The 19,761-nt window shown below is 74.0% G+C and carries 18 protein-coding genes; 8 read left to right on the forward strand and 10 right to left on the reverse strand.

All coding sequences use genetic code 11. The features are described from left to right. Positions 1 to 31 precede the first annotated feature (31 nt). Positions 32 to 1,234, forward strand: coding sequence for a cation diffusion facilitator family transporter (locus ACSU6M_RS04965; RefSeq protein ID WP_437067390.1), 1,203 nt, complete (start codon positions 32 to 34; stop codon positions 1,232 to 1,234). Positions 1,235 to 1,244: 10 nt separating this feature from the next. On the opposite strand, the gene ACSU6M_RS04970 is transcribed toward ACSU6M_RS04965, so the two are convergent. Beyond that, on the reverse strand, positions 1,245 to 1,802 hold the full coding sequence (locus ACSU6M_RS04970) for a YbaK/EbsC family protein (RefSeq protein ID WP_437067392.1): 558 nt from the start codon (positions 1,800 to 1,802) through the stop codon (positions 1,245 to 1,247). 43 nt (positions 1,803 to 1,845) lie between these two features. Further along, positions 1,846 to 2,418 (reverse strand): helix-turn-helix domain-containing protein, encoded by a 573-nt coding sequence (locus ACSU6M_RS04975; protein WP_437067394.1) that lies wholly within the window; start codon positions 2,416 to 2,418, stop codon positions 1,846 to 1,848. 93 nt (positions 2,419 to 2,511) lie between these two features. Between ACSU6M_RS04975 and ACSU6M_RS04980 the strand changes: the two genes are divergently transcribed. Further along, complete coding sequence (locus ACSU6M_RS04980) at positions 2,512 to 3,369, forward strand: EamA family transporter (protein ID WP_437067395.1); 858 nt, start codon at positions 2,512 to 2,514, stop codon at positions 3,367 to 3,369. An 18-nt stretch (positions 3,370 to 3,387) separates the two neighbouring features. Here ACSU6M_RS04980 and ACSU6M_RS04985 read toward each other — a convergent pair whose 3' ends face one another. Then, on the reverse strand, positions 3,388 to 4,152 hold the full coding sequence (locus tag ACSU6M_RS04985) for an acyltransferase (protein ID WP_437067397.1): 765 nt from the start codon (positions 4,150 to 4,152) through the stop codon (positions 3,388 to 3,390). An 86-nt stretch (positions 4,153 to 4,238) separates the two neighbouring features. Here ACSU6M_RS04985 and ACSU6M_RS04990 point away from each other — a divergent pair, with 86 nt between their 5' ends. Continuing rightward, positions 4,239 to 4,769 carry a gamma carbonic anhydrase family protein gene (locus ACSU6M_RS04990; RefSeq protein ID WP_437067399.1) on the forward strand — a complete coding sequence of 177 codons (531 nt, stop codon included), beginning with the start codon at positions 4,239 to 4,241 and terminating at the stop codon, positions 4,767 to 4,769. A 96-nt stretch (positions 4,770 to 4,865) separates the two neighbouring features. Here ACSU6M_RS04990 and ACSU6M_RS04995 read toward each other — a convergent pair whose 3' ends face one another. The 3 genes from ACSU6M_RS04995 to ACSU6M_RS05005 all read right to left on the reverse strand — a co-directional run bounded on the left by ACSU6M_RS04995 (position 4,866) and on the right by ACSU6M_RS05005 (position 9,265). Beyond that, positions 4,866 to 5,510, reverse strand: a complete 645-nt coding sequence (locus tag ACSU6M_RS04995) for a DedA family protein (protein ID WP_437067401.1) — start codon at positions 5,508 to 5,510, stop codon at positions 4,866 to 4,868. Between the two features lie 124 nt (positions 5,511 to 5,634). Next, positions 5,635 to 8,118, reverse strand: coding sequence for a beta-glucosidase family protein (locus ACSU6M_RS05000; RefSeq protein ID WP_437067403.1), 2,484 nt, complete (start codon positions 8,116 to 8,118; stop codon positions 5,635 to 5,637). A gap of 709 nt (positions 8,119 to 8,827) precedes the next feature. Further along, entirely contained in the window at positions 8,828 to 9,265 is a 438-nt protein-coding gene (locus ACSU6M_RS05005) for a DUF4442 domain-containing protein (RefSeq protein ID WP_437075011.1), read from the reverse strand. 143 nt (positions 9,266 to 9,408) lie between these two features. Between ACSU6M_RS05005 and ACSU6M_RS05010 the strand changes: the two genes are divergently transcribed. Both ACSU6M_RS05010 and ACSU6M_RS05015 read left to right on the forward strand, forming a co-directional pair. Next, positions 9,409 to 10,425 carry a hypothetical protein gene (locus ACSU6M_RS05010; RefSeq protein WP_437067405.1) on the forward strand — a complete coding sequence of 339 codons (1,017 nt, stop codon included), beginning with the start codon at positions 9,409 to 9,411 and terminating at the stop codon, positions 10,423 to 10,425. An 84-nt stretch (positions 10,426 to 10,509) separates the two neighbouring features. Further along, on the forward strand, positions 10,510 to 11,832 hold the full coding sequence (locus ACSU6M_RS05015; protein WP_437067406.1) for an MFS transporter: 1,323 nt from the start codon (positions 10,510 to 10,512) through the stop codon (positions 11,830 to 11,832). Here ACSU6M_RS05015 and ACSU6M_RS05020 read toward each other — a convergent pair. The 4 genes from ACSU6M_RS05020 to ACSU6M_RS05035 form a co-directional block, all read right to left on the reverse strand. Then, entirely contained in the window at positions 11,794 to 12,639 is an 846-nt protein-coding gene (locus tag ACSU6M_RS05020) for a spermidine synthase (protein ID WP_437067407.1), read from the reverse strand. The two genes, ACSU6M_RS05015 and ACSU6M_RS05020, sit on opposite strands and share 39 nt — an antisense overlap. A gap of 115 nt (positions 12,640 to 12,754) precedes the next feature. Further along, positions 12,755 to 13,594 carry a patatin-like phospholipase family protein gene (locus tag ACSU6M_RS05025; RefSeq protein ID WP_437067409.1) on the reverse strand — a complete coding sequence of 280 codons (840 nt, stop codon included), beginning with the start codon at positions 13,592 to 13,594 and terminating at the stop codon, positions 12,755 to 12,757. A 113-nt stretch (positions 13,595 to 13,707) separates the two neighbouring features. Continuing rightward, positions 13,708 to 14,877 carry an elongation factor Tu gene (gene tuf, locus ACSU6M_RS05030; RefSeq protein WP_437067411.1) on the reverse strand — a complete coding sequence of 390 codons (1,170 nt, stop codon included), beginning with the start codon at positions 14,875 to 14,877 and terminating at the stop codon, positions 13,708 to 13,710. Positions 14,878 to 15,248: 371 nt separating this feature from the next. Beyond that, positions 15,249 to 16,124, reverse strand: coding sequence for an undecaprenyl-diphosphate phosphatase (locus ACSU6M_RS05035; RefSeq protein WP_437067413.1), 876 nt, complete (start codon positions 16,122 to 16,124; stop codon positions 15,249 to 15,251). A gap of 613 nt (positions 16,125 to 16,737) precedes the next feature. On the opposite strand from ACSU6M_RS05035, the gene ACSU6M_RS05040 reads away from it, so the two are divergent. The 3 genes from ACSU6M_RS05040 (at position 16,738) to ACSU6M_RS05050 (ending at position 19,713) form a co-directional block, all read left to right on the forward strand. Continuing rightward, positions 16,738 to 17,910, forward strand: coding sequence for a Gfo/Idh/MocA family protein (locus ACSU6M_RS05040; RefSeq protein ID WP_437067415.1), 1,173 nt, complete (start codon positions 16,738 to 16,740; stop codon positions 17,908 to 17,910). Further along, the gene (locus ACSU6M_RS05045; protein WP_437067416.1) at positions 17,907 to 18,836 is read left to right on the forward strand and encodes a PmoA family protein; all 930 of its coding nucleotides are present in this window, start codon (positions 17,907 to 17,909) and stop codon (positions 18,834 to 18,836) included. Before ACSU6M_RS05040 ends, ACSU6M_RS05045 begins: the two co-directional genes overlap by 4 nt. Before the next feature lie 79 nt (positions 18,837 to 18,915). Continuing rightward, the gene (locus tag ACSU6M_RS05050) at positions 18,916 to 19,713 is read left to right on the forward strand and encodes an alpha/beta fold hydrolase (protein ID WP_437067418.1); all 798 of its coding nucleotides are present in this window, start codon (positions 18,916 to 18,918) and stop codon (positions 19,711 to 19,713) included. Positions 19,714 to 19,761 lie beyond the last annotated feature (48 nt).

The following is a 19,761-nucleotide window of genomic DNA, read 5'->3' on the forward strand; positions in this document are numbered from 1 at the left end:
GTCGAGGAGGGCGCACCGGAAGGGGAACGACGTGAACGACCGGCACGGACACGACGACGCACGCGGACACCACCACCAGCACCCGCACGGTCACGGGCATCACCACGAGCACCCCCAGGGTCACGGGCACGCCCAGAGTCTCGGAGACCACCACGGGCACCCCCACGGTCACGGACACCACCACGAGCACCCCCAGGCTCACGCCACCCCGCAGGGGCACGCGCACCGGCCCGGTGCCCGCACGCGCCGCTCCCTGCGCCACCGGCTGGCCCACCTCCTCACCCCCCACTCCCACGAGACCGCCGACAAACTGGACTCCGCCCTGGAGTCCTCGGCGCGCGGGATGCGGGCCCTGTGGGTGTCCCTGGCGGTGCTGGGCGTGACGGCGCTGGCGCAGGCGGCCGTGGTGGCGGTGTCCGGCTCGGTCGCGCTGCTCGGCGACACCGTGCACAACGCGGCGGACGCGCTGACCGCCGTACCGCTGGGCATCGCGTTCCTGCTGGGCGGCCGTGCGGCCACGCGTCGCTTCACCTACGGCTACGGACGGGCCGAGGACCTGGCCGGTATGGCGATCGTGCTGACCATCGCCGCGTCGGCGGCCTTCGCGGGCTGGACGGCGTTCGAGCGGCTGCTGGACCCGCGGCCGGTGGCGCACGTCCCGGCGGTGGCGGTCGCGGCGCTGGTCGGCTTCGCGGGCAACGAGTGGGTGGCCCGCTACCGCATCCGGGTCGGCCGGGAGATCGGCTCGGCCGCGCTGGTCGCCGACGGACTGCACGCCCGTACCGACGGGTTCACGTCCCTCGCCGTGCTGCTGGGCGCCGGCGGCTCGGCGCTGGGGTGGAGCCTGGCCGACCCGGTCGTGGGGCTGGCGATCACGGCGGCGATCGTGCTGGTGCTCAGGGACGCGGCGCGGGAGGTGTTCCGGCGCGTCATGGACGCCGTGGACCCGGCCCTGGTCGACGCGGCCGAGCGCGCGCTGCGGGCGGTGCCGGGCGTGCGCGGGGTCGGTGAGCTGCGGCTGCGCTGGATCGGGCACCGGCTGCGCGCGGAGGTCGCGGTGGTGGTGGACGGCGAGACGACCGTGCGCCGGGCCCACGCCATCGCCGTCGACGCCGAACACGCCCTGCTGCACGCCGTACCCCGGCTCACCGCGGCCCTCGTGCACGCCGACCCGGCACCGGTCCCGGGCGAGGCGGACCCGCATCTGCCGCTGGCCCACCACGCCACGGCGTAAGCGGAGGACATCAGGCGACGCCGAGCCCTTCCAGCACCACCGCGCCCGGCAGTTCGGCGAACGCCTTGCCCGGCACCAGGAGCTTGCCGCGCCGCCGGCCGCTGCCGACCAGGACGTACGGCAGGTCGACGACGGCGGCGTCGACCAGCACCGGCCATGCCTCGGGGAGCCCGACGGGGGTGATGCCGCCGTACTCCATGCCGGTCTCGCCGGTCGCGGTGTCCATCGGCGCGAAGGAGACCTTGCGGGCGCCGAGGTGGCGGCGGACGACGCCGTTGACGTCGGCCCGCGTGGTGGAGAGGACGACACAGGCGGCCAGGGTGGTCTCGCCGCCGCGCCTGCCCGCCACGACCACGCAGTTCGCGGACTGCTCCAGCAGCTCGCGGCCGTAGTGCTCGACGAAGACGGCGGTGTCGGCCCACTCCGGGTCGGTGTCGACGTAGAGGATCTGGTCGGCGGGCACGCTGCCGCGCCAGTGGCGTACGGCGTCGGCGACGGGCCGGGTCAGCTCGTCGAGGCACTCGGGGGCGGGTACGGCCTGGTCGAAGTCTCCGATGGGTGCGCGCATGCTCGCACGCTAACAGCCGTGTCCCGCCCGCCGCTTGGGCGTCTCAGTGCACGGGCGGCACGGAGACCGCGAGCACCAGTTCGGCCGGTTCGGTGCCGGTGTTGCCGTAGGTGTGCGGGGCCGCGGCCTCGAAGGAGGCGCTGGAGCCGGCCGGGACGCGGTACTCGACGCCGTCCACGGTGAGGGTCAGCTCGCCGGCGGTGACATGGAGGAGTTCGACCGTGCCGACCGGGTGCGGGTCGGAGGAGCTGGACTCGCCCGGCATCAGCCGCCAGTCCCACAGCTCCAGCGGGCCGGGCGACTCGGTGCCGGCCAGCAGCCTGCTGTAGCTGCCGGCGTCGGTGTGCCACAGCCGTACCGTCTGCTCGGCGGGGACGATCCGGACCTTGGGGCCCTGCTCGTAGTCGAGCAGGGTGGTGATGCTGACGCCGAGCGCGTCGCCGATCTTGACGACGGTGCCGAGGCTCGGGTTGGTGCGGGCCTGCTCGATCTGGATGAGCATGCCGCGGCTGACCCCGGCGCGGCCGGCGAGCGCGTCCAGGGTGAAGCCGCGTTCGGTGCGCCAGCGCTTGACGTTGCGCGCCAGGGACTGGGTCAGCAGGTCGAGGTCCGCCACATTCCGTCCAATATTCTGAATGACAGAGTTCAGTCGACTGCACTACGGTGAGGTGCACCCGATCGTTCATCGAACTGTACTGCGAGGCGCCGCGTGACAGCACTCTTCGCCCTGGCCACCAGCCTGCTGTGGGGCCTGGCCGACTTCGGCGGCGGACTGCTGTCCCGGCGCCTGCCGTCGCTGACGGTCGTGGTCGTGTCGCAGACGATCGCGGTGGCCGTGCTGGGGCTGGTCGTGGCGGCCACCGGCGGCTGGAGCGAGGCCGGTCCGCGGCTGTGGTGCGCGGTGGCCGCGGGGCTGATCGGCCCGGTCGCCATCCTGTGCTTCTACGAGGCCCTCGCGCGAGGGCCCATGGGCGTCGTCTCTCCGCTCACCACGCTCAGCGTGGCCGTGCCCGTCTCCGTCGGGCTCCTCCTCGGCGAGCGCCCGCATCTGCTCCAGGCCGCGGGCATCGCGGTCGCCGTGACGGGGGTGGTGCTGGCGGGCGGGCCGCGGTTCGGCGGTGCCTCGGTGCAGCGGCGGACGATCGTGCTCACGCTGGTCGGCGCGCTGGGCTTCGGCGCCTGCGTGGCGCTGATCGCCGAGGCGTCCACCACGCTCACCGGCCTGTTCCTCGCCCTGTTCGTGCAGCGTCTGACCAACGTCGTCGCGGGCGGTGCCGCCCTCTGGGTCAGCGTGCGGCGCGGCTCGCCCGCCCTGCCCGAGGGCGGCTTCCCCTGGCGTGCGCTGCCGATGCTCGCCTTCGTGGGCCTCGCCGACGTCGCCGCGAACGGCACGTACTCCGTCGCCGCCCAGCACGGCCCGGTGACGGTGGCCGCGGTGCTGGCCTCGCTGTATCCGGTGGTCACCGCCCTCGCCGCGCGCGGCTTCCTGGGCGAGCGGCTGCGCGGGGTGCAGGCGGCGGGCGCGGGTCTGGCCCTGATGGGGACGCTGCTGCTGGCGACGGGCTGAGTCGGGGCGACGGCTGCGTCAGGCGCCCGGCTCAAGCTGCGCGAGCCGCGCCACCGCCTCCTCGTCCAGTCCCGACAGGGCGTTGAGCTGGTCCGGGGTGACGTCCTTCGGTATCGGCACCGGCGCGGGCGTGCGCAGCGGCGGCTGCCAGCCGTCGTCGGGGGTCCAGCGTCGTACGATCCGGGCGGGCGCCCCCGCGACCACCGCGTGGTCGGGCACGCTCCCGCGCACCACGGCCCCCGCGGCGACCACGACGTTCCGGCCGATCCGGGCGCCCGGCAGGATCACAGCGCCGGTGCCGATCCAGCAGCCGGGGCCGATCTCCACCGGCTCCATCCGCGGCCACTGCTTGCCGATGGGCTCGTGCGGATCGTCGTAGGAGTGGTTCGTGGACGTGACGTAGACGTACGGGCCGAAATAGCAGTCGTTTCCGATGGTGACCGTGGTGTCGGCGATGACATGGCTGCCGCGGCCGAGGACCACTCCGTCGCCGATGCGCAGGATCGGGTCGGGGCCGAGGTCGAGGTCGGGCATGAGGCCGGCGGTCAGGGTGACCTGCTCGCCGACGATGCAGTGGGAGCCCAGGTGGATCCAGGGCTCGCCGAAGACGGTGCCGAGCGGGAAGGCGAGGCGGGTGGCTTCGCCGAGCGCGCCGAAGCGGAAGCGGCCGGGGTTCTCGGCCGTCACCGAGCCGGTGCGCTGCACCCAGGCCCAGCCCGCGTGGACGGCGCGCTGCGCGAGGCGGCGGCGCCAGGATGAGAACGTGTTCTTGCTCTTCGGCACGGGGTCACGGTACTGAGCCTTCGCCGCCGGGGCGGGGTCGCAGGGCTGTGATCTTCGCCCCAACGGGGTGGCGTACTGTCTGCGGCATGGGACAGCGAGCGTTGATCACAGGTATCGGGGGCAAGGAGCCGAAGGTCGACCCGGAGGCGTTCGTCGCGCCCACGGCCTCGGTGATCGGGGACGTGACCCTCGGGGCGGGGGCGAGCCTCTGGTACGGGGCCGTGGCGCGCGGCGATGTCGAGCGCATCCGTGTCGGGGCGCAGAGCAACATCCAGGACAACTGCACGCTGCACGCGGACCCCGGCTTCCCGGTCAGCATCGGTGAGCGGGTGTCCGTGGGACACAACGCCGTGGTGCACGGGGCGACCGTCGAGGACGACTGTCTCGTGGGGATGGGGGCGACCGTGCTGAACGGGGCCGTGATCGGCGCCGGATCGCTGGTGGCCGCGCAGGCGCTGGTGCCGCAGGGGATGGTGGTGCCGCCCAGATCGCTGGTGGCGGGGGTGCCGGCCAAGGTGCGGCGGGAGCTGACGGAGGAGGAGCGTCAGGGGATCACCTTGAACGGCACGATGTACGCCGAGCTGGCCACGGCGCACCGGGAAGCACACGGCGCGTAGAGGCGGCCGGCCGCCCGCGGGCCGTGCGGGGCTGCTCGTGCCCGCGCCGGGCGGAGCCGCGCACGCACCCGGCGCGGCGCCCTCCTCGGGGGCGTTCTACTCCCCGGCGCCCACGAGCTCCGGCTCCGGCTGTGCGGCCGTCGCCTTCTTCGCCTTGCGCTTGATGATCAGCATCGAGGTGAGGCCGATGAGGACCGCCACGACCAGGCCCAGCCACGAGAAGCGCTTCAGCCACTCCTCGGCGACGACACCGACGTAGTAGATGACGGCCGTGGTGCCGCCCGCCCACAGGATGCCGCCGAAGACGTTGGCGATGAGGAACTTCCAGTACGGCATGTGCAGGACGCCCGCGAGGGGGCCGGCGAAGATGCGCAGGAGGGCGACGAAGCGGCCGAAGAAGACGGCCCACATGCCCCACTTCTGGAAGGAGCGCTCGGCGGTGGCGATGTGGCCCTCGCTGAAGTGCCGGGGGAACCTGCCGCCGAGCCAGGCCAGCAGCGGGCGTCCGCCCTTGCGGCCGATGGCGTAGCCGATGGAGTCGCCGATGATCGCGCCGGCGCTGGCGCAGGTGCCGAGGATCACGGGGTCGATCTCACCGTGCTGCGAGGCGAGCAGCGCCGAGGAGACCAGGATGATCTCGCCGGGCAGCGGGATGCCCAGGCTCTCCAGACCGATGACCACACCGACCAGCAGATAGACGGCGAGGGGTGGCACCGTTTCGAGCCATTCCTGGACGTGCAACGCCGCTTCCTCTCCTGTCCGTGCCCTGTGTTCCCGGCGCGCGCACACCGTGGCGGACGCGCGCCGGGGCAGCCTACCCGGTCAGGGGCACGGGCCGGTGCCGCGGCGGGTGGGGCTCACGGTGTCACCGGTCCACCCGCACGGTCGTGCGCAGCCGCAGGTCCTGGGAGGACGCCCCCACCCAGACGGTCCGCAGCCCGGTGCCGAGGACCCAGGCGTGGCGCTCGGGGTCCCAGGAGGACAGCGTGCGTGCGGCGATCCGCACGGTCGCCCGGCGCCGCTCCCCCGCCGCCAGCGTCAGCCTGCGGTACCCGGCCAGCACCCGCACCGGCTGGTCGAGCCGCAGGTCGGGCGAGGGTCCGAGGTAGATCTGGGGCACGGCCACGCCCTCTCGCCGTCCGGTGTTGCGCACGGTGAAGGACACCTCCAGGCCGTCCCCGTCGGGCAGCACCGAGAGGGAGTCGTAGGCGAAGGAGGTGTACGACAGTCCGTGCCCGAAGGGGAACAGGGGCCGCACCTTCTGGGCGTCGTACCAGCGATGGCCGCAGTGCACTCCCTCCGTGTACTCCTCGACGCCGTCCACGCCGGGGTAGCGGCGCGGGTCCCCGGCGACGGGGTGGGTGTCGTCGTCGGCCGGGAAGGTCTGGGTGAGGCGGCCGCCGGGGTCGCAGTCGCCGAACAGGACGGCGGCGGTGGCGGCCGCGCCCTCCTGGCCCGGGTAGTACATCTGCAGCACCGCTCCCGTGCCCTCCAGCCAGGGCATCGAGGTCGCGGAGGAGGTGTTGAGGACGACGGTGGTGCGCGGGTTGGCGGCGGTGACGGCCCGGATGAGGCGGTCCTGGTTGCCGGGCAGGGCGAGGGTGGTGCGGTCCTGGCCCTCGGTGGCGTCCTCGTAGGCGAACAGCACCACATGGCGGGCCGCGCGCGCCGCCGCCACCGCTTCGGCCACGTCCCGCTCCCGGCCGGCGCCGGTGATGCGGCGCAGCCGGAACAGCAGCCCCGCGGCGCCGCCCTCGGCGGTGATCCGCAGGCGGTGCGCGCCGGGGGCGAGGGTGAGCGTCCGGCGGCGTACGGACAGGCCGTCGGGAGCGGTCGTGAGCAGGCCGCCGGGGGCGTACTCGGAGTAGCCGGGGGCGAGCGGGAAGAGGTCCCGGCCGTCGAGGGACACCCGGGGGCGGCCGGTCGGGGCGCCGGAGTAGTGCAGGACGAACGTCCACTCGTCGGCCTCGTCGAGCGTGAGCGTGCCGTCGTACGTCCAGGTCCGGCCGGCGTCGACGCCCTGGCCCTCGCTGTCGAAGCCGGGGGTGAGGTGCGGGAGGGGCTTGCCGAACAGGTCCTCGCCGAGGGTGTGGGTGACCCGGGTGCCCTGTGCGGCGCGGGCCCTGAGGGCGTCGAGGGGGCGCTCGGCCCGGTCGGGGACGACGTGCGCGCTGCCGCCGCCACTGGCGTAGGGGAGCACGCCGGTCGGGCCGATCACCGCGATGTCGCCGGCGGTCAGGGGCAGGGTGCCGCGTGCGTTGCGCAGCAGGGTGGCGCCCGCCTTGGCGACCTCCAGGGCGACCGCAGCGCCGGCCTGCGGGTCGCGCTCGGGGCGCGGGCGCCGCTCGGGGCGCGGGCGCCGCTCGGCGTCGAGCAGCCCGAAGCGGTCCAGGACGGTCAGCAGGCGGCGCACGGCCCGGTCGACGTACCGCTCGGGCACGCTGCCGTCCCGCACCGCGGTGCGCAGCGCGTCACCGAAGTACCGCCCGTCGGGCATCTCCATGTCGAGCCCGGCGGTGAGGGCCTTGACGGTGCTGTGCGCGGCGGACCAGTCGGTCATCACCCAGCCCTGGAACCCCCACCGCTCGCGCAGGACGTCGTCGAGCAGTTCCGCGTTCTCGCAGGCGAAGGTGCCGTTGACCTTGTTGTACGCGCCCATGACCGCGCCGGTCCCGGCGGTGACGGCGGCCTCGAAGCCGCGCAGTTCGACCTCGTGCAGGGTGCGCTCGTCGGCCCGCACGTCGATGGAGGTGCGGTCCTTCTCCTGGTTGTTCAGCGCGAAGTGCTTGACGGTCGCGATCAGGCCCTCGCCCTGGATGCCCTGGATCTCCGCGGCGACCAGATCGGCGGAGAGCAGCGGGTCCTCGGCGAACGTCTCGAAGTTCCGGCCCGCATAGGGGGTGCGGATCAGGTTGACCATCGGGGAGAGCAGCACGTCCTGGCCGAGGGCGCGGCCCTCGCGTCCGATGACCTGGCCGTAGCGGCGGGCCAGCGCCGGGTCGAAGGCGGAGGCCAGCAGGACGGGGGCGGGCAGGGCGGTGGCGTGCCGGGTGACGCGTACCCCGGCGGGGCCGTCGGCCAGGCGCAGCGGCGGGATGCCGAGGCGGGGCACGCCGGGGACGTAGCCCGCCTGGCCGAGGGGGGCGGGGTCGGTGGCGCCGTGCAGCAGGGAGATCTTCTCGTCGAGGGTGAGCCGCGCGAGGAGGCTCTCGACCCGGCGTCCGGCGCCCTGCTCGGGGCGCCCGGAGGCGTGGACCGGGGCGCGGCTGCCGGTGGCGGCCGCCGCGGCGACGGTGACGGCGATGCCCAGCAGACGCAGGGCGGACCGCCGGGGAACGGGGTGGGACATGGCCGTGACTCCTCGGGTGTGCCGGCACGACGAGCGGACCGCGGCCACGCCCGGCCGCGGTCCGCCCCGTGACCTCACTGTGCGTCAGCCCGCACGTGACGGCCCGTCAGGCTCGACCGGCGGGGTGGCGGGTGGCGGGGTGGCGGGGTGGCGGGTGGCGGGGTGGCGGGTGGCGGGGTGGCGGGTGGCGGGGTGGCGGGTGGCGGGGTGGCGGGAGGAGCGCGAGGGCTCCGCGGGCACGACGGCGACCGCGGGGCGGGCCGGGCCGAGGAGACTCCTCCGCCTCCGCTCCTCCCCCTCCCCTCCCCTCCTCGCCTCGCCTCGCCCAGCAGCCCATGCCACTCCGCACTCACCGCCGTGCACTGGAGGCGCCCCGGCCCGTGCGCCGCGAGAGGCCCCTGCGGACGCGCCCCCGAGAGTCCTGGCGCCCACGCACCGCGAGAATCCCGCACCCCAAGCAACCCGAGAGCCCCCGCACCCCAGGCATCCCGAGAGCCCCCGCGCCCACGCACCCGAGCAAGCCGCCCGCCCCGCACCTCCGCGCCCCAAGAATCCCCGCGCCCAGGCACCCCGAGGACTCACGCCCCCGCACCGGAGAACCCGCGCACCCACGCACCCGAGGCCCCCCACCCCAAGAAGGCCACCCGCCCCGTCCCCAGGGCACGACAAAGGCCCCGGCCGAGGCGGGCCGGGGCCTGAAGCAGGTGGCTCAGCCGTTGGGGCGCAGCGTCCACACCACCGTCATCTCGCTGGTGACGGCGCCGTCCTCCCGCTGGATGGACACGGCCACCGGGAACTCCGGCCGCTTGCCCTCGTCGAGCTCGGCGACGACCTCGGCGACGGGACGACCGAGGGTCGCCGTGGCCTTGACCGGTCCGAGCGCGATCTTCTTGAAGGCGATGTCCGCGTGCACCGGCAGCGGCACGGCCCGCGAGAGCTGGTCGCCGAACGCGGCGAGGACGATGGCGCCGCTGGCCGACTCACCGAGGGTGAACATCGCGCCCGCGTGCGGCCCACCGACGTGGTTGCGGTACTCGCTCTGGTCCGGCAGGGCCAGGACGGCCCGCTCCGGGGTGGTCTCCAGGTACTCCAGGTTCAGGGTGCGAACCATGGGCACCGTGGCGGCGAGCAGCTCGCCGATGGACATCTGATCTGCGCTCATGGCGAGGATGTTACCCGTGAGTAGCCCCGTGGGCCAGAGTCTCCCGGCCCCCGCTCGCTCACGTTGGTACGTCCCTGACAAGGGGCGGTGACCGAATCGTGTCCCCGACGGGACTAGGGTTACGGCACATGTGGCCAGGACAGCAGCCGCCCGGGGGCGAGCAGAACCCGCAGAACAACCCGTACCAGCAGCCGGGGTACCAGCAGCCGAATCCATATCAGCAGCCCGGCTACCAGCAGCAGCCCAACCCGTACGCCCAGCAGCCCCAGTGGGGCGCTCCCCAGCAGGCGGGCATGCCCCAGCCGCAGCCCGGCGGCACGGGCGGCGGTGACGGCAACCGGACGAAGCTGGTGGCCATCATCGCGGCGACGGCCGTGGTGATCACCGCCGGCGTGACCGGTTTCCTGGTGCTGGGCGGCGACAAGGACGACGAGGCGAGCGGCGGAGGCGGCAAGAAGAAGAGCCCGTCGCCGACCGCGTCCGCCGACCCCAGCCCCTCCCAGAGCGGCTCGGACGACAATCCGCGCGGCGGTGACGACCTCAAGCCGACGATCGACGGCTGGAAGGTCGTGGTGAACCCCAAGCGCGGGGTCGCCTTCGACGTGCCGGGCGACTGGGAGGTGCAGTCCCCCACGCTGTCGATCGGCTTCGAGGACGACAAGTCGGACGACGGCAAGCCGCTCATCATGATGTCGGCACCGGCCTACTACAAGTCCAAGTGGTGCACCTCCGACGAGAACAAGGACGGCCGCACCGAGGACGCGCACCTGGCCGCGGTCGGCACCAAGGGCGCCGAGGGCGCCAAGACCACCGACGAGGTCGCGGTCAACCAGGTCCCGTGGTGGGTCTACGGCGGCTACACCCAGCCCGACAAGAAGAGCATCACCTTCGACAAGAAGGCCAAGCCCTACACCACCGCCTCCGGCATCAAGGGCAGCATCGCCTGGGCCCGTTCGACCAACACCCCGCAGAAGGGCAAGTGCGCCAGCGACGGCAAGGCGCTCACCTTCGGCTTCAAGAACTCCGAGGGCGCCTTCGTGGCCTGGAACTTCTACGGGGGCAAGGGCGTGAAGGGCGAGGTGCCCGACGAGACCGTCATGAAGATCCTCAGCACCGTGCGCCTGCACGGCGACCCGACCGAGTGAGCGACCCGGTGACCGGCCCCGCTCCGGGCCGGTCACCGGTCAATCCGTTTGTCATACGGCGGTCGGGGCAGGGATAGTCAGCCGGTGAACTCCGCCGCCGACTCGACCCGCCCCGCCCGCGGCCCGCGCAGACCCGAATGGGCCGGGCGCAACTACAGCCTGCTGACCGCAGCCGCGTTCGTCACCAACCTCGGCACCCACGGTGCCCTGATCGCCGCCGCCTTCGCCGTCCTGGACAGCGGCGGCGACAGCGGTGACGTCGGCCTGGTGGCCGCCGCCCGCACCCTGCCGCTGGTGCTGTTCCTGCTCATCGGCGGCGCCGTCGCGGACCGGCTGCCCCGGCACCGGGTGATGGTCGCCGCCAACGCCCTGAACTGTGTCTCCCAGGGCCTGTTCGCCCTCCTCGTACTGGCCGGCGAACCCCAGCTGTGGCAGATGATGCTGCTCACCGCCCTCGGCGGCACCGGGCACGCGTTCTTCAGCCCGGCGGCCGAGGGCATGCTGCTGTCGTCGGTCTCCGGCGAGCAGGCCGGCCGCGCCTTCGCCGTCTTCCGGATGGCGATGCAGGGCGCCGCGGTCGGCGGCGCCGCGCTCGGCGGCGCGATGGTCGCGGCGATCGGTCCCGGCTGGGTGCTGGCGGCCGACGCCGCCGCGTTCGCCCTCGCCGGCGCGCTGCGCGCCTTCCTCGACGTCAGCCACATCCCGCCGCGTGAGGCGGGCGGCGGCCTGCTCGCCGATCTGCGCGAGGGCTGGCAGGAGTTCATCGGACGTCCCTGGCTGTGGGGGATCGTCCTGCAGTTCTCCATCGCCAACGCCGTCGTCGGAGCCGCCGACGCCGTCTACGGTCCGCTCGTCGCCGAGGAGCATCTCGGCGGGGCCGGCCCCTGGGGCCTCGCGCTGGGCTTCTTCGGGGCGGGCACGGTGGCCGGCGCGCTGCTGATGACCCGCTGGAAGCCACGCCGGCTGCTGTTCGTGGGCACCCTGTGCGTCTTCCCGCTCGCTCTGCCCTCCGCCGCGCTCGCGGTGCCGACGTCGGCCGAGGTGCTGTGCGCGGTGATGTTCCTGACCGGTGTGACCCTGGAGGTCTTCGGCGTGTCCTGGATGACCGCGCTGCACCAGGAGATACCCGAGGACAAGCTCTCCCGCGTCTCGGCCTACGACTGGTTCGGCTCGGTCGCCCTGATGCCGCTGGCGACCGCGCTGGCCGGACCGGCGGAGTCGGCGTTCGGCCGGCCCCAGGCCCTGTGGGGCTGCGCCGTGACGATCGTCGCGGTCACCGCGCTCGTGCTGCTCGTGCCCGACGTACGCCGGCTGCGCCGCCGTACCAAGGAGGTGACGGCGCATCCGGTCCCCGGCGCCCCGAACGGCTCACCCGACACCGAAGGCGCCCTCGGGGGGCACGGGTGACGGTACGGCGTCCTCGTCGCGCACCGGACGTGCGTCACCGATGAACCGGCGCAGCCCGTCGCCCTGTTCGACCCGCGCCGGGAAGGCGTCGGCCGCGGTGCGCCGGGCCAGCACCGCGGTGTCCACCGGCCGGTGCCCGGCGACCAGCACCGCGTTGCCGAACCGCCGCCCCCGCAGCACCCCGGGCTCCGCGATCAGCACCAGCTCCGCGAACACCGCGGCGAAGGTGGCGAGCTGCGAGCGCAGGAACGCGAACGGGGCGGCGTCCGCCAGGTTGGCGACATAGACCCCGTCGCCCCGCAGCACCCGCTCCACCTCCCGCGCGTACGACAGCGAGGTCAGATGCGCCGGCGTCCGGGAGCCCCCGAACACATCTCCCACGATCACATCCGCCGAGTCCGCCGCGGCGCCCTCCAGCCACTCCAGCGCGTCCGCCACATACGCGGTGACCCCCGCGCCCGCGGGCAACGGCAGTTGCTCGCCCACCAGCTCCAGCAGCCCCCGGTCGGCCTCGACGACCTCCTGCCGTGAGCCGGGCCGGGTCGCGGCCACGTACCGCGGCAGGGTGAGGGCACCGCCACCGAGGTGCACGACGTCCAGCGGCCGCGCCTGCGGCGCCACCACGTCCAGCACATGGCCCAGCCGCCGCGCGTACTCGAACTCCAGATACGTCGGATCGTCCAGATCCACGTACGACTGAGGCGCCCCGTCGACGGTCAGCAGCCAGGCCCGCTCCCGGTCGACGTCGGGCATCAGCTTGACCGTGCCGTACTCGGTGACCCGGCTGACGGGGATGGCTTCGTTCACCTGTCCATTGTGCCCGCGGCCACGCTCGGCCCGCCCCGGCCTCTCGGCCCTCCCCCGCTTCTGGGCCCGCCCCAGCTTCTCGGCCCTCCCCCGCTTCTCCGCCCTCCAACGCCCCTCAGCCCTCCCACACCTGCGCGACCCTCCCCGCGTACTCCCGAGCCTGCCCGCGCCCCGCCCGCGCGGCCGCCGCGCGGACCTTGGGATCCAGCGGGTTGCGCCCGAACGCCCGCTTGGCGGCGGCCGAAGGCGTCACGACCGCCACCCGGGCACCGCCCCGCGCCAGCCGCCGCCCCTGCTCGGCGGCCGACACCAGCGGACCGCCCCCGGATCCCACCGGCGCCAGCACGACCACCCGGTCGTACCCCTCGGCGAGCTGCGCGTTGGCCGGCGAGTGCGTCCCGCCGTCCATCAGCCGCCGCCCCCGCACGGTGACCGGCGGCCACACCCCAGGCACCGCGCAGCTCGCCGCCAGCGCGTCCAGCAGCGCGACCCCGCTGTCCCGGTCGAACACCCGCAGCTCCCCGCTCGCGGTGTCCACGGCGGTGAGCCGCAGCGGCCGGTCGGGCCACTCGGGCGTGACGAGACGGCCGGCTATCGCGGCCCGCCGGGCCTCCGCGTCGGGAGTGCGCGCCTCAAGAGCCATCCGCCCGACCCGGCGCCCGTACGCCTCGGGAGTCCGCGAGGCCAGTGTCGCCCAGGCGTACCGCAGGAGCGGACCGGCCCCCAGCCGGCCTCCGATCTCCCCCGTCGGCTCGGTGAGTTGACGCTCGTACGTCTCCTGCGTGCTGTCCAGCGCGAGCAGTTGGGCCCCGACGGTCGCCCCCGCCGACGTACCGATCACGACGTCCGCGTCCCGCAGGTCCGCCCCCGCCTCGCTCAGGCCGTGCAGCATCCCCGCCAGCCAGCCGATGCCGCCGCTGCCCCCGCCTCCGAGCACAAGTGCCTTGCCGCCCATGGTGTCCCCGTTCCTCCACGACCATGTCTGCGCCTGCGATCAAGTCTTGCGCACCCCACTGACAACGGCGGACGCGGGGGCCGCCTCCCCACCGGAGACGGCCCCCGCGCAGGTCAGCCGACCGAGGTCACCGTGCCCGCGGCGACCGTCCGGCCGCCCTCGCGGACGGCGAAGCCGAGGCCCGCCTCCAGCGGCACCTCACGGCCCAGCCGGACCGTCATCGTGACGGTGTCCCCGGGCCGTGCGACGGCGAGTTCACCGAGGTCGACCTCGCCGACCACGTCGGCGGTGCGGATGTAGAACTGCGGCCGGTACCCGGTGGCCACGGGGGTCGTACGGCCGCCCTCGCGCGCCGACAGGACGTACACCCGCGCCTGGAACCGGCTGCTGGGCACCACGCTGCCCGGCGCGGCCACGACGTGCCCGCGGCGCACGGCGTCGCGGGGTACACCGCGCAGCAGCAGCGCCACGTTGTCGCCGGCCTGCGCCTCCGCCATGGGCCTGCCGAAGGTCTCCAGGCCGGTCACCACGGTCTCGACCTCCGCGCCGAGCACCTCGATCCGGTCGCCGACCCGCACGGTGCCGCGCTCGACGGCGCCCGTCACGACGGTGCCGCGGCCCGTGATGGTGAGCACGTTCTCCACCGGCAGCAGGAACGGCGCGTCCAGATACCGCTCGGGCATGGGCACATAGGTGTCCACGGCGTCGAGCAGCGCCTCGACGGACGCCGTCCAGCGCGGGTCGCCCTCGAGCGCCCGCAGCCCCGAGACCCGTACGACGGGCACGGAGTCACCGCCGTAGCCGTGCTCGGTGAGCAGGTCGCGGACCTCCAGCTCGACCAGGTCGGTCAGCTCCTCGTCGCCCGCGTCGGCCTTGTTGAGCGCGACCACGATGTGGTCGACGCCCACCTGCCGGGCCAACAGGACGTGTTCGGCGGTCTGCGGCATGATCCCGTCGAGCGCGGAGACGACGAGGATCGCCCCGTCGAGCTGCGCCGCCCCGGTGACCATGTTCTTGACGTAGTCGGCGTGACCCGGCATGTCGACGTGCGCGTAGTGCCGCGTGTCGGTCTCGTACTCGACGTGCGCGAGGTTGATGGTGATGCCGCGCGCGGCCTCCTCCGGCGCGCGGTCGATGCGGTCGAAGGGCACGAAGGTGCCGGCGCCGCGGTCGGCGAGGACCTTGGTGATGGCGGCGGTCAGCGTGGTCTTGCCGTGGTCGACATGGCCCATCGTGCCGATGTTCAGATGCGGTTTGGTGCGGACGTACGCCGTCTTGGGCATGGCTGTACCTCGAAATCTCTGCGGAAGAGATCTCCACGCGGGAGATGGGGACCCCGAGGACCGGCCGACCCTCCCCCTGCGGGGTCCGCCGGACTGTCCGGAGAGGGTCAGCTTCGGGCGCCGTCGACAGCGGCCGGGAAGATCGCGACGGCAGCCTTCGGCGCATCCGCGACGGCGGATGCTGCGAGCGAAAAGGCGTGCCGGAACATGGCGTCGATCATCGCCGAGACGGGGCCGGGCGTCGAACGGTTTTTCCGCCGGGGGCGGTCAGGGCGCCGCACACGCCGAAGCCCCCCGCGGCGAGGGCCGCGGGGGGCTTCCGGTGAGGCGGTCGGGTGCGGCGGGCGGATCCGGCACCGGGATCCGCCGGATCAGTGGGCCAGTTCGCCCGCGTGCGGGCTCAGCACACCCAGCGTGACCAGGACGACCAGCACGACTCCGAGGGCGATGCGGTACCAGACGAACGGCATGAAGCTCTTGGTGGAGATGAACTTCATGAACCAGGCGATCACCGCGTACCCGGTGCCGAAGGCGATGATCGTGGCGAAGATCGTCGGACCCCAGGAGACATGGTCGTTCTCCATCGCGTCCTTCAGCTCGAACAGACCCGACGCGAGCACCGCGGGGATGGCGAGCAGGAAGGAGTAGCGGGCCGCGGCCTCACGCTGGTAGCCCATGAAGAGGCCGCCGCTGATCGTGGCGCCGGAGCGGGAGACGCCCGGGATGAGGGCGGCGGCCTGGCAGAGCCCGAAGATGAGGCCGTCGCGCACGCCGAGGTCCTGCAGACCCTTGCGCGGCCGCGCCGCCCGGTGCCTGCCGCCGGTCTCGTCGCGCGCGGCCATCCGGTCGGCGATGCCGATGATGATGCCGACGACGATCAGCATGGTCGCGGTGATCCGCAGATCGCGGAACGGCCCCACGATCTGGTCCTTCAGCGTCACGCCGAGCACACCGATCGGGATCGAGCCGACGATCACCAGCCAGCCCATCTGCGCGTCGTGGTCCTTGCGCATCGACTTGTCGAACAGCGAGCGGGTCCACGCCGAGACGATGCGGCCGATGTCCTTGCGGAAGTAGATCAGCACCGCCGCCTCCGTGCCGATCTGGGTGATCGCCGTGAAGGCCGCTCCCGGATCCTTCCAGCCCGAGAAGGCCGCGGTCAGCCGCAGATGCGCGCTGGAGGAGACGGGGAGGAACTCGGTCAGCCCCTGGACGAGTCCGAGGATGAGTGATTCGAACCAAGACATGAAGTTACGGAGTCCAAGTGCCGATCGTGGAAAAGGCGACGGACACACCGGGCCCCCGCGCGCGAGGTGGGTGTGTCGAGGGGCAGCGTAGCGTCCCCGGGTGACATCGGCGGACGCAGGGGCGCCGCGAATGATCGTCGGATGATCGGGCCGGGGTGTTGACGGTCGCCGGGAGGGCACTTACGTTGCACGGGGGAAAGCGCTTGCTATGGGGATGGGCGGGGATTTCCCGCGCCCACCCGTCGCCGCGCTCCCTGCCGTCCGACCGTCCGTTCGCCCCGCCCCTTCGCTCCGCTCGCCGCCTGTCGCCCGACCGCCGTTCGCCCCGCCCCTTCGCTCCGCTCGTCGCCTGTCGCCCGACCGCCGTTCGCCCCGCCCGTCGCCTGTCGTCTCGCCCCCGTTCGCCCCGCCGCCTGTCGTCTCGTCGCCCCGTCGCCCGCTCGTCATCTCGTCGCCCGTCACTCTCACCGCCCGCTCGGCCGCTCGTCGCCGGTCGTCTCACCGCCCGCCGTCCCGCCATCCACGTGCCGCCACCCGCCGTCTCACCGCCGGTTGTCCCACCCCCCGCCGCCCCACCGCCCGTTGTCTCGCCGCAGGAGTGCTGATCACCGCCATGTCCCCGTCCGCGACCTCCGCACCCGACGGCCCCCGCACGCCCCTCGCGGGGCGCCGCGTCCGCGTGGCCGTCATCGGTACCGGCGCCATCGCGCGCGTCTCCCATCTGCCCGCGCTGGCCCGGCTCGCCGAGGAGGGCGAGACGGAGACCGTCGCCGCCGTGGACGTCGACGCCGACGCGGCCCGCGCCTTCTGCGCGCAGGGCGGGATCCCGCACGCCTACGACGACCTGGCGCGGATGCTGCGCGAGCAGCGGCCCGACCTGGTCGTCATCTGCACCCCGCCCACCCTGCACCGCGAGCAGACCGTCGCCGCGCTGCGCGCCGGGGCGTGGGTGTGGTGCGAGAAGCCGCCGGTGCCGTCGCTGGCCGACTTCGCCGCCGTCGAGTCGGCGGAGGGGACGGACGGCGGCCCGTACGCGGCGATCGTCTTCCAGCACCGCTTCGGCTCCGGCGCCGCGCATGTGCGCCGGCTGCTCGCCGAGGGCGCCCTGGGACGGCCGCTGGTCGCGCACTGCCAGACCACCTGGTACCGCGACAGCGCCTACTACGCGGTGCCCTGGCGCGGCCGCTGGGACACCGAGGGCGGTGGTCCGGCGATGGGCCACGGCATCCATCAGATGGACCTCCTGCTCGATCTGCTCGGCCCGTGGCGCGAGGTGCGGGCGATGGCCGGGCGGCTGGTGCACGACGTGGAGACCGAGGACGTCTCCACGGCCCTGGTCCGCTTCGAGAGCGGGGCGATGGCCACCGTCGTCAACAGCGTCCTGAGCCCCGACGAGGTCAGCCGTATCCGCGTCGACTGCGAACGCGCCACGGTCGAACTGACCCACCTCTACGGCCATGCCAACGCCGACTGGCGCATCACCCCGGCGCCCGGCGTGCCCGAGGAGGAGGCCGCCGGCTGGCGGGACTTCGGTGCGGACGTGCCGAGTTCGCACCTGGCGCAGCTGCGGGAGCTGCTGGCGAGCATGCGCGCCGGGCGGCGGCCGCGCAGCAGCGGCGAGGACGGGCGCAAGAGCCTGGAGCTGGTCACCGCGCTGTACAAGTCGGCGTTCACGGACACCACGGTCGAGCGCGGCGGCATCGGCCCCGGCGACCCGTACTACACCGCGTTGCACGGCGGCGCCCCCGGCTGGGCCCCCACCGCGGACGCGGGGGTGCCCGCATGACCACCGCACCGCGCCTCGTCCACACCCACGGGGAGCGCGTCACCGTCACGGACCCGGCGACCGGCGTGGAACTCCTCGCCTACGTCTACCGGCCCGAGGCTGCCTGGGAGGCGCCCAAGCCGTACATCCACCCGCTGCGCACGCTGTCGGGCGCGGTCGTCACCGGCTACCGCCCCCACGACCATCGCTGGCACAAGGGCCTGGCGCTCACCGCCTCCCATCTGTCCGGCGCCAACCTATGGGGCGGCAACACATACGTTCATGGAAAGGGATATCTCGAACTACCGGAGCGCGTCGGCTCGATGCGGCACGTCGCCTTCGACGAGGTCGCCGCGTCCGACGGCCGTGCCGTGATCGCCGAGCGGCTGACCTGGCATCCGTACGACGGCGAGCTGTGGGCCGAGGAGGAGCGCCGGATCGAGGTCCACGACATCGAACCCACCCTCGGTTCCTGGGCGTTGACCTGGACGAGCGCCGTGACCAACCGGCGTGCGCTACCGCTGCGCTTCGGCAGCCCCACCACCGCCGGACGCGAGAGGGCCGGCTACACGGGCCTGTTCTGGCGCGGCCCCCGCGCCTTCCGCGACGGCCGCGTCCTCGCCCCGGACGGCGAGGGTCCGCAGCTGATGGGCCGCCAGGCCCCCTGGCTGGCGTACTCCGGCGAGCACGACGGCGTCGACGGCCACGCCACCCTCGTCTTCGCGCACGCCCCCGAGAACGACCACACGGGCGCGTCCGGCACCCACCCGGCCCACTGGTTCGTACGCAACGACCCCTTCGCCGCCGTCGCCCCCTCCTGGGCCTTCTTCACCGAACTGGAACTCGCCCCCGGCGCCACCCTCACCCGCCGCTACCGCGTCGTGGTGGCCGACGGCGCCTGGGAGCGCAAGGAGATCACCGACTACCTGGAGGCCCACCCGTGGTGAGCCCGGCCCCCGGCAGGCGGGTGCCGGGGGCCGGGGCCCACGCCGAGACGCACGCCGCTCCCCCGCCTAGCCTGGAGGCATGGCCGTGGTGCGGGAGCGCGGGGTCGATGTGGCGTACGCGCGCGTGGGCGAGGGGCCGCCCCTGGTGCTGGTGCACGGGGCCGGGCTGGACGGCCGGATGTGGGAGCCGCAGCTCGAGGATCTGGCCGACGAGTACACCGTGGCCGCGTGGGACGAGCCCGGCGCCGGGCGGTCCTCCGGTCTGCCGCGGGGGTTCACCCTGGAGGACTTCGCGCGCTGTCTCGCCGCGGTGATCGGGGATCTGGACCTGGGCCCGGCCCATGTCGCGGGGCTGTCCTGGGGCGGCACGGTCGCGCTGGAGCTGTACCGGCACCGCCCCGACCTGGTGCGGTCGCTGATCCTGGCGGACACCTACGCGGGCTGGAAGGGGTCGCTGCCGCCCGAGGAGGTCGCCGCGCGCGTGGCGGGGACGCGGCGGATGCTCGCGGTGCCGCGGGAGGAGTTCGATCCGACGCCGCCCGGCCTGTACGCGGGCGACCCTCCGGCGAGGTTCGCCGGCCTGCTCGACGCCATGGCGCGGGACGTACGCCCCGAGACCATCGGCGCCCAGCTGCCCCTGATGGCCGAGGCGGACCAGACCGACCTGCTGCCCCGGATCGCCGTACCGGCCCTGCTGATCTGGGGCGAGCTGGACGCGCGGTCCCCGGTGCACTCCGTCGCCCGCGCCTTCGAGGCCGCGATCCCGGACGCCGAACTGGTGGTGCTGCCCGGTGTGGGCCATATGAGCAACCTGGAGGCGCCGGTGGCCTTCGGCCGGGCGGTGCGGGAGTTCCTGGAGCGCGTTCGACGGACATGAAGTCCGGAGCGCGGGAACGCCTGGAGCGCTGAAGCCCTTGCGGCAGCC

Source organism: Streptomyces sp. enrichment culture (genome assembly GCF_964272895.1).
In the GTDB taxonomy this organism is placed as follows: Bacteria; Actinomycetota; Actinomycetes; order Streptomycetales; family Streptomycetaceae; genus Streptomyces.